Here is a 14,761-nt window from a genome sequence, read left to right as displayed (position 1 = left end):
TTCACATCTATCTTTTATAGCATATATATCGAAGCTGTTCCTCCCTAATTTATAAGACATTCCCCAGTGTCTTTGAATAGCTTCCATCCCTAATTAAATTGATATAAATTGTCCCCTTCCCTAGGCCATCATGTGATGGTCTATTTTTTTCCAAATACATAAATCTATTCTTTCCACATATTTCAGCAAAACTGGACTATATACATTGAAACAGACAATTTCATACTGAATATTCAGAGAATATTGTCAAAATAGGTATTTTTTCGGTATAATTAATTTAGAAAGCAATTTTACAAAAACAAATGCAATCTTAATTGCATTATTTCTCGGTCTAGTTGTCGGACTCACTTTAAATTTAGCTGCTCCATCTATTTTTGAGCCATTGAATCAATATGCGTTCAATCCACTTGGTCAATTGTTTATTCGACTTATTAAAATGCTAGTTGTTCCTGTTGTATTCATTTCTATCGTACTTTGGGCTGCTGGTCTTGGAGATCCGAAACAACTTGGAAGAATTGGTTTAAAATCAATTTCATTCTTTCTCGTAACAACAGCTGTCGCTATCTCTATTGCAGTTACATTTGCACTTATCATAAAACGAGGAGCTGGCGGTAACTTTAAAACAGACGGGCTTAAGTATGAAGGTGCAAAAACTGAAACATCTTTCGTTGATACATTGCTGAATATTGTGCCAGATAATCCAGCAAAAGCGATGGCTGATGGGAACATGCTACAAATTATTGCCTTTGCCGCATTGATCGGACTCGGTTTAGCTGTTTTAGGAAAACCAGTTCAAGGTGTCCATTCATTACTTGAACAGGGCAACGAATTAATGATGTATCTTGTTAATCTCGTCATGAAATTAGCTCCAATTGGAACATTCGAGTTGCTCGCTTCGTCCGTTGGTAAAATGGGTCTTGCAGGCGTCGTTGCGATGTTCAAGTATATGATTGTCGTTATGTTGGTACTCATTATTCACGGTGTCTTCGTATACGGCGGCTTATTAAAGGTACTAGCCAAAGAAAGTATTATTCGTTTCTTTAAACATTTCGGTCCGGTAATGGCAATTGGGTTTAGTACATCTAGCTCTAATGCGTCCCTTCCATTTGCCATGAAAACCGCCCAAGAAAAACTTGGAGTTCCAAAAGCGATAAGCTCTTTTGTACAACCACTAGGTGCAACGATTAATATGGATGGTACTGCTATTATGCAAGGGGTAGCAACTGTATTTATCGCTCAAGTATACGGCGTTGAACTTACATTACCACAATTAGCTATGGTCGTATTAACTGCTGTACTAGCTAGTATCGGTACTGCAGGTGTACCAGGTGTTGGACTAGTAATGCTTACGATGGTTTTAAATCAAGTAAATCTACCAGTAGAAGGCATTGCTTTAATTATCGGTATTGACCGCATTCTAGATATGTCTAGAACTGCTGTAAATATTTCCGGTGATGCAATTTGTGCAATGATTGTTGCAAAATCAGAAGAAAAATATAATACGGATCAATCTGCAGCATCTTAAATCAAAAAAGGAGTGAATCATTTCACTCCTTTTTTGATTTACTTCCTTTTTTCGAACGATATTCTTTTCCTTTATTATCATTTCCCGTTTCAAATTCAGTACTAAACTCCTGCTGGAATTGCCCTGATTTTGGTGAACCTTGATTTCCACTTCCTTGACTACCATTACGATTCGTCATATTTCTCCCTCCTTCCTTTATTAGTAGTATGGCGCTCTATCTTTTTTCATACACATTTTATTTTTTATCATCTATTATACACAGAAGAAGACCTTCCATATATGAGGAAGGTCTTCTTTTTAATTAGGTAAGCGTTTTCTTATTTGTAATTATTTAAATAAGTTTTTTAGAAATAGATATCATTATATCCATTTCATCTTCTGAAAGTGCGGAAAATCTTTCTTGTAAATATTTCTTTTTCTCACCTTCCATTTTCGCAACTAACTCTTTCCCTTGTTCTGTAATCTCTAAATATACAACTCGGCGATCTGATGTAGAACGTGAACGAGTTACAAAGCCTTTATTAATTAATTTTTCTGTAACAGCTGTAATATGACTATTCGACACATTTAACTCATTAGCTACACGTGAGACCATTTCTTTATTCGTACGGTTCAATATTCTAAGGACAATGAACTCATTCCACGGTATGTAACCACCAAATATTTTTCCAATATCATTACGCAACGTGCGAAACATTGCAAAAACATTTGTCGATAGTTCTTCCATTAATTGTTCTCGATTTTGAGACAACTTTGACAGCCCCTTTTATTTAATTTAGTTAAATAAAAACCTTATTAATAATTTTACACGAAATCTTACTTTTTGTCACCTTATTTCCCCATAATTCGTAGTTTTTTAATAGATATTTCATGGTACAATGAAATTGATTTTCCAGAAAAAGGAGTTGGGGCAATGAGTGAAGAAGACAAACTTTCTAATCTCAGTCTAAAAAATAAGACTATTATTATTAGTGTTGTTATTCTTATTCTCATTATATTCTTTGCATTTATATTTTTTGTATATGTAGGAATCTTTCATATTACAGGTATAGAATATTCATCAAGAACAGCTCTACTACTCTTTTTTTTACTCATTCTTTTATTAGACGGTATTACATATTTTATATTCATTTTCTTTAAAGTGCTCCTACATCCAATGATGACAAGTATGCCCAATTGGCTCTCAATTGCTCTGCTCTCTATAATTGAAATTACGTTAGATTGGTTTGTCATACATACCGCCGATGACTGGATAGAGAGTGTACAAATGCCCAACATAGCTGAATTATGTGTCGCACTATTCCTTTACACACTAAATAAATTATTTAGTGATAAGAAAGAGTAAGAATACAAGCTTTTCTATATAAAAATTGGTACAATAAAAATAAATCATACTAAAGAGGTGTTACTTATGAACTTACTACAATGGGCTGATAAAGGCATGTCCTTTGATACATATGTGAATGAAATGAAAGTAAACCAATACGAGCTACTACACATTTACAATAACTTTTTAATTCCAAATGAATTACTTCCAGTTTTAGAAGAACGTCAAAATGATGGCTGGCGCGTTATCGTATTAACAGCTGACTGGTGCGGCGACGCTCTTTTATGTGTACCTGTTATGAAACGAATTTCTGAAGTTGCAAATATTGATATGCGTTTATTAATTCGCGATGAAAACTTAGAGTTAATGGATCAATACTTAACAAACGGAACAGCACGTGCGATTCCAATCTTTATTTTCATTGATAAAGACGGAAATGAACAAGCCGTCTTTGGACCACGCGCTCCAAAAGTACAAGAATTAGTAACTTCAATGCGCGCTACATTACCTGAAAAAGAAGATCCAACATTCGAAGAGAAACAAAAAGAAATGTATGCTAATTTCCGTGCTACATTAGCTGATGATACTTCTCTTTGGGAACATGTAATGGAAAGCATGATTGAGAAAGTAGTAAAATAAAAAACCTGCCGATTTCGGCAGGTTTTTTATTTTACTAAATTATAATCCTTTTTTCTGAGAATATACAGCATCTACGCACGCTGCTAAACGTTCCATTTCACCCATGTATATTCCACGTGTCATCCACCCAGTCAACTTGTACATAATCTTATATAAAAAATTCTTCGGTTCAAATTCTACGATTAAAGTAAGCGATGTACCTTCTTCATCCTCTTCTAACATATAAGTTGCAGCTGTATAACCTTGCTTCATCTCACATCCAACTGAAACGATATACGGTTCATCATACTCTAAAATTTCCGCCTCAAATTCATATATTTTCTTCCCCATCTTTTGCACAGATATATATTTGTCACCTTCACGAGGGTTTTCAACATCTATATTTGAAGGATACCTATTTTCTACCATAAAGGTACTCCATTCTAGTATTTTCTCGTCATTGTGTACATAATCAAATACAACATCAATTGGTGCTGGAATTACTATTTCTATTGCAAAACTCACTAAATTGCTCCTCTCAAATACCCTATCGATTTCCTTAAAATTATTATAACGAAATCATTATGGCATATTTCACATGGTGAAATACAAGTAATTGAAGGTAAAAGTTTCATTTTTCTCTCTCTATAAAAAAATACCCTACAGTGTAGACTTTTTTTCAAGTGTCTATTCTATAGGGTATTGCTGATATTTTATACTTACATAATGAAGAAATAGAATACCGCAGCTAAAATGAAACGATAGTAAGCGAACGGTGTTAGTTTTACACGAGCTAATAATTTTAAGAATGAAACGATTGCAAGCAACGCAACAACGAATGCTGTAATAAATCCAGTTGCAAATAACGTTATATCAGCCGAGCTTAATATATCCCAGCTTTTAATTAAATCTAAGCCACTTGCAGCTACCATCATTGGTACCGCTAAAATGAACGTATATTCAGCTGCCGCTGTATGCGAAACGCGAGCTAATAAACCACCACTTATTGTTGATCCAGAACGAGAAAATCCTGGCCAAAGTGCTAAACATTGGAACATTCCAATTGTAAATGCTTGCTTATATGTAATTTCATCTAACGTTCTTGCTGTACTTGGTTTTGAAAACTTCTCAGCAACAATCATTAAAATACCACCAACTACTAAGCTAATAACAACCGGTCCTGGACCGAATAAAACTTCTTTAATTGTACTATGGAATAATACACCAAGAATTCCGGCAGGGATCATCCCGATAATAATATGTAATAAATTTAACGATGGCCCATCTGTTACTTTCCCTATTCCAACCAATGACCATAAACGCTTCCAAAATATAACAACAACTGCTAAAATCGATCCCAACTGAATAACAACTTCGAAAACTTTCGCTCTATCGTCTTCAAATCCAATTAAGTGTCCTGTTAAAATCATATGTCCTGTTGATGATACTGGTAGAAACTCTGTTAAACCTTCAACAGCACCCATGATTAATCCAATTAACCAATCAGCCACAATTAGTGCCTCCTTAATAACGCATATGTAATTTTTTCACACCTTATCATAATACCTTATCCCTTTTCAAAGTGCATCCTTTTTTTATTGATTTCATTTGTTGTATACGCTTATTTCTTTTCTATTTTTTGATTAAATTGTATGATAATAAGAGTTTGTTTTTTACGTTGAAAGGGGATTTTATGAAAGAAACTAATTCATTCTCACAAAAGTTAAAGCAATTTTCATTACTCTTTTTCCCGATTTTTGTAACGCAAATGTCATTATTTGCGATGAGCTTTTTTGATACGACAATGTCAGGACATGCGAGTCCTATTGATTTAGCGGGTGTTGCTATCGGAACAAGTATATGGCTTCCCGTTAGTACCGGCTTAACAGGAATTTTAATGGCTACTACTCCTATTGTTGCACAGCTCGTTGGATCAAAGAAAAAGGAGGACGTTCCCCACATTGTCATACAAGCAGTATATTTAGCAATTTGTGCTAGTTTCGTTGTTATCCTTATCGGATTCTTCGCTGTTTCACCTATTTTAAATGGCATGCAATTAGAAGAACCCGTGGAACGTATTGCAGCACAATTTTTAATTATTATCGCGATTGGAATTATCCCTTTATTTACTTACACCGTTTTACGCGGATTTATTGATGCATTAGGAAAAACTCGAACAACGATGATTATTACATTACTATCATTACCAATTAATGTAGTATTAAATTACTTATTAATTTTTGGTCACTTTGGCTTTCCAAAACTCGGTGGTGTTGGTGCTGCAATCGCTTCTGCAGCAACCTATTGGTGTATTTTAATTATTACGGTTATTATTATTCGTACGAAAGAGCCTTTCGCTTCTTTCAATATCTTTAAACAGTTATACCGCCCTTCCTTTACAATCTGGAAGGAATTCCTGAAACTTGGCGTCCCTATCGGATTTGCTATCTTTTTTGAGACGAGTATTTTCGCTGCGGTAACACTTATGATGAGTAATTTTAGTACGACAACAATAGCAGCACATCAAGCAGCTATGAACTTTGCTTCCTTGTTATATATGACTCCTTTAAGTTTAGCAATGGCAATGACGATAGCCGTTGGATTTGAAGTTGGAGCAAAACGATACAATAATGCGAAACAATATGGATTTATCGGAATTGGGTTAGCCCTTGCTTTCGCTCTTTTATATTCAATCCTTCTTTATTTCTTTGATGATGAAATTGCTTCTATTTATACGACAAATGCAAATGTCCATCATTTAGCTAAAGAATTTCTTATATTCGCGATTTTATTTCAAATTTCAGATGCGATTGCAACTCCAGTACAAGGAGCACTTCGTGGTTATAAAGACGTAAATGTTGCCTTAATTATGACATTAATAGCTTATTGGGTAATAGGTCTACCTCTTGGCTACATGTTAGCAACTTATACTGACTGGGCAGCAAAAGGTTATTGGATTGGTCTTATTATCGGTCTAGCATTTGGAGCAATCTTCCTGCTTATCCGTCTCTTTCAAGTACAAAGAAAATATACAACGCAAAGCAGCCGCTAATGATATAGCGGCTGTTTTCTTCATGCATATTTTTTCTTGTAACGTGTAACATAATGAAAAAGAAAGGTGGATACATATGGACGAAAAACAAAAGAAACAATCATTCGATGAAGAATTCGCCCCTGAAATTTCACCTGGATATCGGCAAGATGTACATAAGCCACCTAAATATAAAAATACTTCTTTTTTAATGGGCATTACCATTTTCGCAGCTGTATTACTCGTGCTCATCATTTTCGTCTATTTTTAAGGAAGGGTGGTCTATTATATGAAGAAACAAGATTCAAATCGTTCAAAAAGAACTGTTAAAACAGAAAAAGGATATGCAGGAGATTCTGTTCATACACTGAAACAAGTTGAGCAAGGAAATTTATACATTGCTCAAAAAGAACTTGGTCAACAAAATGAAAATCTTTAAAGTCCCTCTGCTTCTAGAGGGTTTTTTATTGTACATATTGTTTTTGTTCTAACACCATGAATAAATTATTAACCTTTACAATTTTCATGTCATAATTTAATTTCATTTCACTTCTCTTGCCATTTTCAATACCAGTAACGTACGCTACAGCATGATAGCGAAAACTCTCATCTGTCTCTTCACGTATCTCTTCGTTTGTAAATTTATACTCTAAATCCCGAAAACGGTTTGGGTAATAATTTTCTATTAACTGTTCATACCCTCTATTTACAAATATTTCTTCACCTTTTCGTTTCACATCTTCTTTATTATTAAACTCAAACACTGATAGTTGCGCTGTCACAAAGTGTTCTCCTATCATTTTCATTTCTTTATCAGTTAAAGTTTCTATACTTTTGTTCTTTAATTCCTTATTTAACTCGTAGCGATCTATCTGTTTAAAGGTGGCAAAAACCTCCTCTTTATATGGCCAAAACAATCCAAAAGCGATACATAGAAAAATGATTAATATTCTTTTCTTCGTAATGCACCCCACCCTCCTCCATTAATGATAGTGATATTTCAACATTTAGAAAGAAAATTCTGATATTATAAAGTAGAATAACCTACCTTTAACTTAGAAACGAGGAACAATTATGGACTCTTACAAACAATATATAAAAGAAGCTCTACCAGATCTTTCTATACATTCATATATACAAAATGAAGAAGGGTGGGATAATATAACGGTTATTATAAATGACGAACTACTATTTCGTTTCCCGCGAAAACTTGAATATGCAAACCGAATTCCGTTAGAAAAAGAACTGTGCACAATTCTTTCTCATTTATTACAAGAAATCGAGATTCCTAAGTATCATTTATTGTATAAGAATAATTGTAATACCGTTCCATTTTGTAGCTATTATCCTCTCATTCATGGTGAACCGTTAACAACTGAACTAGTTGCAAAGCTAGAGAAAAAAGAATTGAAAGCAATCATTACACAATTAGCCACTTTCCTTGCGGCTTTACATAGTATTCCTTTAAAACGTACTGAAACGCTAGGGTTCCCTATCGAAAAAACACTTACCTACTGGAAAGAACTACAAACAAAATTAAATCAATATCTTACTAACAGTCTTACTTCATTACAGAAATCAGCCTTAAATCGTTTATTCGAAAATTTCTTTGCCAATATAGCTAAATCTACCTTTCAAAATACAATCATTCATGCTGACTTTACACATCATCACATTTTATTTAATACGCAGAACAAAAACATTTCAGGTGTTATCGATTTTGGAGATGCTCAAATTGGCGATCCCGCTTTTGATTTTGCTGGGCTATATTATGATTTCGGTCGTGAGTTTACTACATCTGTATATGAACAATACAGTGCACTTATTTCTCACCGCGATCCATTACTCATTCACCGCATCACTCCCTTTTATCAATACAGCCCTTTACTACATAACCTTATTTATAACATTGAAACAAACAACGAAATAACATTAAAGAAGAATGAAGAACAGCTTAAAGCAATACTACAGGGACGAGATTAAATTCTCTCCCTATACTCTCTCTCCTCATACATCATTAACTTTTTATCCATTTCAACAATAACTTTATACAATTGAAATGCCTGTAAAATTTGCAGTTGAATTCCAAAAGGAGCATTCTGTTCTTTTAACCATTGAAATACTGCCGTTTCATCTTTCATTGATTATTCCTCCCTTTATTAATCTGCTACAAATATACGGTAAATGATGAAAAGCTTTTCATGTCAATAACAAAAAAGAATGCAAATTTGCATCCTTTAATGTACTATATTTTTCTTCTGCTTCGCTTCTTTCTTTACTTCTTCCCTTTGGCATTCACTACGAAACGCACAACTCATACACTCAGAACGAAAATGACGCTCTGTATAGTGCTCAGGTTGTTGCAACATTTCTTTCATTCTAAATAAATCATCCATTCCAGTTATAATATCTTCCTGCTTTGGAATGTACTCATACTTAGTTCCTTCTATTAAATTAATAACTTCAATTTTCCCTGGAAGAATACCGAAAGCTTTATAACTGAATACTGTCATTAGCTTCTGACAAAGAGCAAGCATTTCCTCATCCGCATCGATAACATACTTTTTAATTACAAACGATTCAGCACTCCACTCACCAACTTCAAATGTCAATGACATGTGGACACCTAACTCTTCCATATATGTTTGAAACTTCTCATATAAAAATAACGGCGGTGCCTGACTATCATCCCTTTCAACAAACTGTAATAAGTGATCAGTTAGCTTTGCTAAAACAATATAGTACTCCGCCTTTGAAGCAAACATATTAATCCTTACTTTTTTCCAATACTTTTCTATTAATATTAAAAGTACAATTTTCGTTTGTTGGCCCGCAGGTAGCGTGTAATATTCATTAATAATTTGATTCACAATCATTTGTGCTATTTGTTGCCATTCAAATGAAGAAGGTTCTCTTCTTTTTATATGACGGAAATAAAATTTATGCGGACAACGCATAAAATCATACAAATGGTAATCTGTCATCGTTTTGATTGAGATTTTCTCATGCAATTGCTCTTCATCTCCCTTCTGCCATTAAGAAAGGTGTTTTACGAATTCAGCTCCAAACTGTAAACATTTTTCTACATCTTCATCTTCTGGCGTTAATTCTACTTTCAATCCTTCTAACACAACTGCTGCCCCGCGCTCCTGCAGCTTTTCTATTAAAATATCAACCGCTACCCCGTATTTCGGATAAGCCGAATCACAAGAACCGAATGCAGCTGCTTTTTTACCAGTTAAGTTAATAGAATCCATTGCATCATAAAAATCTAAAAAATCATCAGGAAGATCACCATCTCCCCAAGTATAAGCACCTAAAATAATCCCGTCATATTGCTCTAATATAGAAGCTTCTGGTGTATCCATAATATCAATTACTTCAATCTCATTTTCTGTTTCACGAATCGCACCCGCAATATGGTCAGCCATTTCCTCTGTATTTCCACTCATACTTGCAAAAATCATTACTAACTTACTCAACTGAACCTCTCCTTTTACCTTGTATCTCTTTTTCTGTTTGAAGTGTACTCTTCTCATCTACATATTCAGAACGAATTACATTTCGTTGCCATTCAATATGCTTATCAACATCTTTATTTTTTAATCCCCTTCGTAAAAGGTGAAATGTTTTTCTCATTAAGGTTCCTCATCTATTTCATTGATAATAATTATCAATTTCAATTATACCATTAGATTAATTGAAATTGATTATCAAAGTCAATAACTATTTTTTAAAAAATAGTTAAAATGTACAAGCTTGTCCGCTAGCTATTCATATACTATAAATGAGCATAGTTCTTTCTCAGCCCTCTCTGACGGAAGAAATAAAAGCAACTGCAATAGAGTGCAGTTGCCTTTTTTTATGTTTTATCAGTTTCTAGTAGTCTTATAGTTGTCTCTAAAAATAGTTCCACTCCATTAATTAAAGCCGATTCATCCACATCAAATTTCGGATGATGATGTGGATAACAAGTATCAATATTTTTATTCCCTGTTCCTAATTTAATGAAACAACCAGGTGCTTTTCTTAAATACGCTGAAAAATCTTCTCCTCCCATAGAAGGTTCAAGATGCACAATACGCTGATTTCCGAACAATTTTATCGCACTTTTTTCTACTATTTTCGTAATGTACTCATTATTAACAACTGGATCATATCCGTAACGATACGTATATGTATAATCTCCCCCATGTGCTTCTGTAATTCCTTTTACAATTTGCTCAATTTTCTCTTTTGCTTCCTCTCTTAATGTTTGATTAAAAGATCGAACAGTTCCCATTAAAGCTGCTGCACTAGGAATGATATTATCGGCCATCCCCCCATGAAATTGTGTAACTGACACTACTCTATGCATAAAAGCACTTGTATTTCTTGATACGATATGTTGTAAATTTGTAATAATTTGTGCTCCGATAGCAATAGGATCTATCGTTTCTTCTGGTCGTGCCGCGTGACCACCCTTTCCTAAAATTTCAATTGTAAATACGTCTGGTGCTGCCATCATAGGGCCATATACAATTCCTATCTTTCCACTTTCTAATCCAGACATAACGTGCAAACCTACTACATAATCGACGCCGTCCATAACACCGGCCTCCACCATTTCTTGTCCACCACCGGGATACACTTCCTCTGCGTGCTGAAAGAACAGACGGATTTCGCCTGCAAAATCTTCCTTCATATTTGCTATCGTCTCTGCTGCACTTAATAAAATAGCTGCGTGAGCATCATGCCCGCATGCATGCATTATTCCTTTATGCACAGACGTATAAGGTTTCCTTGTCTCCTCTTGGATTGGTAAAGCATCTATATCAGCTCGAATCGCAACTACTTTCCCTTGTTGCCTTCCTCTTTTAATTGCTAGCACACTGTACTGCGTTGGTCTCGTTATTTCAAAAGAAGAAAATGAGCATAATGTTTCATATATAAATTGCGAAGTTTCTTTTTCATGAAACGATAATTCCGGATACTTATGGAAATGCCGTCTCCATTTAATGATATTTTCCTCTGAAATAAAACTCCTCCACTCTCTTTTCATAATAATTACCTCCTTTTAAAAGGCTCTATACCTTGAAAATGTACTAAGTACCCAGTGATTATTAACCCACTCCAATTCAGGAATAACAAAACAAATATTATATTTTCCCGCCTTCTCACAATCCACTTTTATACATTCACACAATCCACTTCCTATTTACATGTCAAACCCATTACAAATTCATGCTGAATGTAATATAATTGCTAAGTTAGGGATTTTCTTTTTTAGTATTTAGTGCTAATATCAGAAAAGAGCCTTTTGACTTATTTTTACCTAAAATGTGGGATTTTGTTTTTTTCACAATAATGTAGGACATGATACCTACAAAGAGCTATTATTTCATTAAGCGAGGGAAAGACATGGAAAGATTAAAAGAGATATGGTCTCAACCACTCACACAATGGGTTGCAAAGACGGTTTATTACCTTGCAATTTTATTTGCATTGCTTTGGTTGTATGGATTCCATGATACAAACACAAGTACATTTATTTACAACGAATTTTAGGGTGGGAACGTTATGAAGTTATTAGAACAAATTGAAAAGTGGGCTGTAGAAACGCCTGATCAAACCGCTTTTGTTTGGCGAGATGCGAAAATTACGTACAAACAATTAAAGGAAGATTCTGATGCGTTAGCACATTGGATTTCTTCTGAGTATCCAGATGATCGTTCACCAATTATGGTTTATGGCCATATGCAACCTGAAATGATTATTAACTTTTTAGGTTGTGTAAAAGCTGGACATGCTTACATTCCTGTAGATTTATCTATCCCAGCTGATCGCGTACAACGTATCGCTGAAAATTCTGGTGCGAAATTACTTTTATCAGGAACTGAAGTAACTGTAACTGATTTACCAGTTCGTATCGTAAGTGAAGACAACTTAAAAGATATTTTCTTTACTCATAAAGGGAACATTCCAAATCCTAAACATGCGGTAAAAGGTGATGAGAACTTCTACATTATTTACACATCAGGAAGTACAGGTAATCCGAAAGGGGTTCAGATTACTTATAACTGTCTTGTTAGCTTTACAAAATGGGCTGTAGAAGATTTCAACTTACAAACAGGGCAAGTATTCTTAAACCAAGCACCTTTCTCATTCGATTTATCTGTAATGGATATTTACCCATCGTTAGTAACAGGTGGTACACTTTGGGCAATCGATAAAGATATGATTGCACGTCCAAAAGACTTGTTTGCTTCTTTAGAGCAATCGGATATACAAGTATGGACTTCGACACCATCTTTCGCAGAAATGTGTTTAATGGAAGCCTCTTTCTCTGAAAGTATGCTACCAAACATGAAAACATTCTTATTCTGCGGTGAAGTGTTACCAAATGAAGTAGCTAGAAAATTAATTGAGCGTTTCCCGAAAGCAGCAATTATGAATACGTACGGTCCAACAGAAGCTACTGTTGCTGTAACAGGCATTCACGTTACAGAAGAAGTGCTTGATCAATACAAATCACTTCCAGTTGGCTACTGTAAATCAGACTGTCGCCTTCTTATTATGAAAGAAGATGGTACAATTGCACCTGACGGTGAAAAAGGTGAAATCGTAATTGTCGGTCCAAGCGTAAGCGTTGGCTATTTAGGAAGCCCTGAATTAACAGAAAAAGTATTTACCATGATTGATGGTGAGCGTGCCTATAAAACAGGTGATGCTGGCTATGTAGAAAATGGTCTTCTATTCTATAATGGTCGTCTTGATTTCCAAATTAAGCTTCATGGTTATCGAATGGAATTAGAAGAAATCGAACATCATCTTCGCGCGTGTTCTTACGTAGAAGGTGCAGTTGTTGTTCCAATTAAAAAAGGTGAAAAATATGATTACTTATTAGCGGTTGTTGTTCCTGGAGAGCATTCGTTTGAAAAAGAATTCAAATTAACATCTGCAATCAAAAAAGAACTCAATGAGCGATTACCAAATTACATGATTCCACGTAAATTCATGTATCAATCTTCTATTCCAATGACACCAAATGGAAAGGTAGATCGCAAAAAATTATTGAGTGAGGTTACAGCATGACCGCATATGGATCATTTTATTTTTTCGCTATAGTAGGCATTTTATTAATACCTACTATCATAGCTGGATTAAAAGGTAAAATGTTGCGTAAATATAATGCCGTTTTAACATTAGTAATGCTCGTTATTATCTTCTCTGATAAACCGAAGCAAGCAATCATGTTAGCCGCATTTATTATTTGGCAATATGCCCTTATTAAAGGCTATTTAATGTTAAGAAAACAAAATAATAGTACATTTAGGTTTTATATGGCTGTTATTTTGTCGATTTTACCGCTTGTTTTAGCAAAAATTGCACCGTTTGTACCTGAGCTAAAGTTTGTTGTATTTTTAGGAATGTCCTATGTAACATTTAGAGCAGTACAAATGGTATTTGAAGTTCGTGATAACTTAATTAAAGAACTTTCCTTCTTTAATTTCTGGGAATTCGTTTTATTCTTCCCAGCTATCTCAACGGGACCTATCGATCGTTACCGCAGATTCCAAAAAGATATTCAAAAGCCACCTAGTGTAGAAGAATATCAAAATTTACTATATACAGGGCTAAACCGTATTTTCCAAGGTTTCTTGTATAAATTTATTATTGCTTACTTAATAAAGCAATATTTTATGGATCCGGCATTCGCTCAGCAAGATACAATCCTATCAAATATGATTTACATGTATAGCTATAGCTTATATTTATTCTTTGACTTTGCTGGTTATAGCTCATTTGTAATTGGTGTAAGTTATATGATGGGAATTAAAACTCCAGAAAACTTTAATAAACCATTCATTAGTCGTAACATTAAAGACTTCTGGAACCGCTGGCATATGAGTTTATCATTCTGGTTCCGTGACTTTATTTACATGCGTTTCGTCTTTTTCGCAACGAAGAAAAAGTTAATTAAAAACCGTTACACAATTTCGTATATCGGTGCATTTTTAAACTTTTTCATCATGGGAATATGGCATATTACTGGTGAGCATGTGTATCAATACATTATTTATGGTCTTTATCACGCTGCCTTGTTTATCTTATTCGATATTTTCGAACGAAAAAACAAGAAGCATAAGTTTTGGCCAAACAATAAATTTACACACGTCCTTGCGATTGTAATTACGTTCCACGTTGTATGTTTCGGTTTCCTGATCTTCTCTGGACACCTTAACAGATACTTTTAATGCACCCTTCTTATACTATTAAG

The 14,761-nt window shown here is 34.4% G+C and carries 20 protein-coding genes; 10 read left to right on the top strand and 10 right to left on the bottom strand.

What is annotated here, in order from left to right; translation table 11 throughout:
- Positions 1-271: 271 nt before the first annotated feature.
- Positions 272-1,525, top strand: a complete 1,254-nt coding sequence (locus MKY90_RS07085; protein ID WP_341093217.1) for a dicarboxylate/amino acid:cation symporter — start codon at positions 272-274, stop codon at positions 1,523-1,525.
- Positions 1,526-1,547: 22 nt separating this feature from the next.
- Here the strand turns inward: MKY90_RS07085 and MKY90_RS07080 are convergent, their stop codons facing one another.
- Positions 1,548-1,703 (bottom strand): hypothetical protein, encoded by a 156-nt coding sequence (locus MKY90_RS07080; protein ID WP_002011733.1) that lies wholly within the window; start codon positions 1,701-1,703, stop codon positions 1,548-1,550.
- 153 nt (positions 1,704-1,856) lie between these two features.
- Positions 1,857-2,276 carry a MarR family winged helix-turn-helix transcriptional regulator gene (locus tag MKY90_RS07075; RefSeq protein ID WP_002064429.1) on the bottom strand — a complete coding sequence of 140 codons (420 nt, stop codon included), beginning with the start codon at positions 2,274-2,276 and terminating at the stop codon, positions 1,857-1,859.
- 162 nt (positions 2,277-2,438) lie between these two features.
- On the opposite strand from MKY90_RS07075, the gene MKY90_RS07070 reads away from it, so the two are divergent.
- Positions 2,439-2,870 carry a regulatory YrvL family protein gene (locus MKY90_RS07070; protein WP_215598929.1) on the top strand — a complete coding sequence of 144 codons (432 nt, stop codon included), beginning with the start codon at positions 2,439-2,441 and terminating at the stop codon, positions 2,868-2,870.
- Between the two features lie 33 nt (positions 2,871-2,903).
- A complete protein-coding gene (locus MKY90_RS07065) occupies positions 2,904-3,491 on the top strand; it encodes a thioredoxin family protein (protein ID WP_078175613.1) in 588 nt (195 codons plus the stop codon).
- A gap of 39 nt (positions 3,492-3,530) precedes the next feature.
- On the opposite strand, the gene MKY90_RS07060 is transcribed toward MKY90_RS07065, so the two are convergent.
- Positions 3,531-3,995 (bottom strand): SRPBCC family protein, encoded by a 465-nt coding sequence (locus MKY90_RS07060; protein ID WP_002126258.1) that lies wholly within the window; start codon positions 3,993-3,995, stop codon positions 3,531-3,533.
- A 194-nt stretch (positions 3,996-4,189) separates the two neighbouring features.
- Positions 4,190-4,981, bottom strand: a complete 792-nt coding sequence (gene uppP, locus MKY90_RS07055; RefSeq protein WP_002011643.1) for a bacitracin resistance undecaprenyl-diphosphatase — start codon at positions 4,979-4,981, stop codon at positions 4,190-4,192.
- A 182-nt stretch (positions 4,982-5,163) separates the two neighbouring features.
- Between uppP and MKY90_RS07050 the strand changes: the two genes are divergently transcribed.
- The 3 genes from MKY90_RS07050 to MKY90_RS07040 all read left to right on the top strand — a co-directional run bounded on the left by MKY90_RS07050 (position 5,164) and on the right by MKY90_RS07040 (position 6,940).
- On the top strand, positions 5,164-6,522 hold the full coding sequence (locus tag MKY90_RS07050; protein WP_219376120.1) for an MATE family efflux transporter: 1,359 nt from the start codon (positions 5,164-5,166) through the stop codon (positions 6,520-6,522).
- A gap of 76 nt (positions 6,523-6,598) precedes the next feature.
- Complete coding sequence (locus tag MKY90_RS07045) at positions 6,599-6,772, top strand: hypothetical protein (protein WP_000343684.1); 174 nt, start codon at positions 6,599-6,601, stop codon at positions 6,770-6,772.
- An 18-nt stretch (positions 6,773-6,790) separates the two neighbouring features.
- Positions 6,791-6,940, top strand: coding sequence for a hypothetical protein (locus MKY90_RS07040; protein ID WP_000743737.1), 150 nt, complete (start codon positions 6,791-6,793; stop codon positions 6,938-6,940).
- Between the two features lie 25 nt (positions 6,941-6,965).
- Here MKY90_RS07040 and MKY90_RS07035 read toward each other — a convergent pair whose 3' ends face one another.
- Positions 6,966-7,475, bottom strand: a complete 510-nt coding sequence (locus MKY90_RS07035; protein WP_341090894.1) for a biotin transporter BioY — start codon at positions 7,473-7,475, stop codon at positions 6,966-6,968.
- Positions 7,476-7,575: 100 nt separating this feature from the next.
- Here MKY90_RS07035 and MKY90_RS07030 point away from each other — a divergent pair, with 100 nt between their 5' ends.
- Entirely contained in the window at positions 7,576-8,484 is a 909-nt protein-coding gene (locus MKY90_RS07030; protein WP_341090892.1) for an aminoglycoside phosphotransferase family protein, read from the top strand.
- Here MKY90_RS07030 and MKY90_RS07025 read toward each other — a convergent pair.
- The 5 genes from MKY90_RS07025 to MKY90_RS07005 all read right to left on the bottom strand — a co-directional run bounded on the left by MKY90_RS07025 (position 8,481) and on the right by MKY90_RS07005 (position 11,542).
- Entirely contained in the window at positions 8,481-8,642 is a 162-nt protein-coding gene (locus tag MKY90_RS07025) for a hypothetical protein (protein WP_002126244.1), read from the bottom strand. The genes MKY90_RS07030 and MKY90_RS07025 overlap by 4 nt on opposite strands.
- 96 nt (positions 8,643-8,738) lie before the next feature.
- On the bottom strand, positions 8,739-9,512 hold the full coding sequence (locus tag MKY90_RS07020) for a hypothetical protein (protein WP_012260605.1): 774 nt from the start codon (positions 9,510-9,512) through the stop codon (positions 8,739-8,741).
- Between the two features lie 24 nt (positions 9,513-9,536).
- Positions 9,537-9,983, bottom strand: coding sequence for a flavodoxin (locus MKY90_RS07015; protein WP_002086759.1), 447 nt, complete (start codon positions 9,981-9,983; stop codon positions 9,537-9,539).
- On the bottom strand, positions 9,976-10,140 hold the full coding sequence (locus tag MKY90_RS07010) for a hypothetical protein (RefSeq protein WP_002011628.1): 165 nt from the start codon (positions 10,138-10,140) through the stop codon (positions 9,976-9,978). Before MKY90_RS07010 ends, MKY90_RS07015 begins: the two co-directional genes overlap by 8 nt.
- A gap of 223 nt (positions 10,141-10,363) precedes the next feature.
- Entirely contained in the window at positions 10,364-11,542 is a 1,179-nt protein-coding gene (locus MKY90_RS07005; protein WP_078184162.1) for an amidohydrolase, read from the bottom strand.
- Positions 11,543-11,901: 359 nt separating this feature from the next.
- On the opposite strand from MKY90_RS07005, the gene MKY90_RS07000 reads away from it, so the two are divergent.
- From MKY90_RS07000 to dltB, 3 genes are read left to right on the top strand one after another with little or no spacing between them, the layout of a single operon-like run.
- The gene (locus MKY90_RS07000) at positions 11,902-12,048 is read left to right on the top strand and encodes a teichoic acid D-Ala incorporation-associated protein DltX (protein WP_002011626.1); all 147 of its coding nucleotides are present in this window, start codon (positions 11,902-11,904) and stop codon (positions 12,046-12,048) included.
- Between the two features lie 12 nt (positions 12,049-12,060).
- Positions 12,061-13,575 (top strand): D-alanine--poly(phosphoribitol) ligase subunit DltA, encoded by a 1,515-nt coding sequence (gene dltA / locus MKY90_RS06995; protein ID WP_341090890.1) that lies wholly within the window; start codon positions 12,061-12,063, stop codon positions 13,573-13,575.
- Complete coding sequence (gene dltB, locus MKY90_RS06990; RefSeq protein ID WP_002193254.1) at positions 13,572-14,738, top strand: D-alanyl-lipoteichoic acid biosynthesis protein DltB; 1,167 nt, start codon at positions 13,572-13,574, stop codon at positions 14,736-14,738. Before dltA ends, dltB begins: the two co-directional genes overlap by 4 nt.
- Positions 14,739-14,761 lie beyond the last annotated feature (23 nt).

This window comes from Bacillus sp. FSL P2-0099 (genome assembly GCF_038007445.1).
GTDB lineage: Bacteria > Bacillota > Bacilli > Bacillales > Bacillaceae_G > Bacillus_A > Bacillus_A mycoides.
This window is presented reverse-complemented; position numbering and strand designations above follow the sequence as displayed.

Bases quoted from the DNA above. Each gene is read 5' to 3' on its own strand.
- MKY90_RS07080 (WP_002011733.1), bottom strand. From the start codon at position 1,703: ATGACGAATCGTAATGGTAGTCAAGGAAGTGGAAATCAAGGTTCACCA.
- MKY90_RS07070 (WP_215598929.1), top strand. From the start codon at position 2,439: ATGAGTGAAGAAGACAAACTTTCTAATCTCAGTCTAAAAAATAAGACT.
- MKY90_RS07050 (WP_219376120.1), top strand. From the start codon at position 5,164: ATGAAAGAAACTAATTCATTCTCACAAAAGTTAAAGCAATTTTCATTA.
- MKY90_RS07045 (WP_000343684.1), top strand. From the start codon at position 6,599: ATGGACGAAAAACAAAAGAAACAATCATTCGATGAAGAATTCGCCCCT.
- MKY90_RS07040 (WP_000743737.1), top strand. From the start codon at position 6,791: ATGAAGAAACAAGATTCAAATCGTTCAAAAAGAACTGTTAAAACAGAA.
- MKY90_RS07030 (WP_341090892.1), top strand. From the start codon at position 7,576: ATGGACTCTTACAAACAATATATAAAAGAAGCTCTACCAGATCTTTCT.
- MKY90_RS07025 (WP_002126244.1), bottom strand. From the start codon at position 8,642: ATGAAAGATGAAACGGCAGTATTTCAATGGTTAAAAGAACAGAATGCT.
- MKY90_RS07010 (WP_002011628.1), bottom strand. From the start codon at position 10,140: ATGAGAAAAACATTTCACCTTTTACGAAGGGGATTAAAAAATAAAGAT.
- MKY90_RS07005 (WP_078184162.1), bottom strand. From the start codon at position 11,542: ATGAAAAGAGAGTGGAGGAGTTTTATTTCAGAGGAAAATATCATTAAA.
- MKY90_RS07000 (WP_002011626.1), top strand. From the start codon at position 11,902: ATGGAAAGATTAAAAGAGATATGGTCTCAACCACTCACACAATGGGTT.
- dltA (WP_341090890.1), top strand. From the start codon at position 12,061: ATGAAGTTATTAGAACAAATTGAAAAGTGGGCTGTAGAAACGCCTGAT.
- dltB (WP_002193254.1), top strand. From the start codon at position 13,572: ATGACCGCATATGGATCATTTTATTTTTTCGCTATAGTAGGCATTTTA.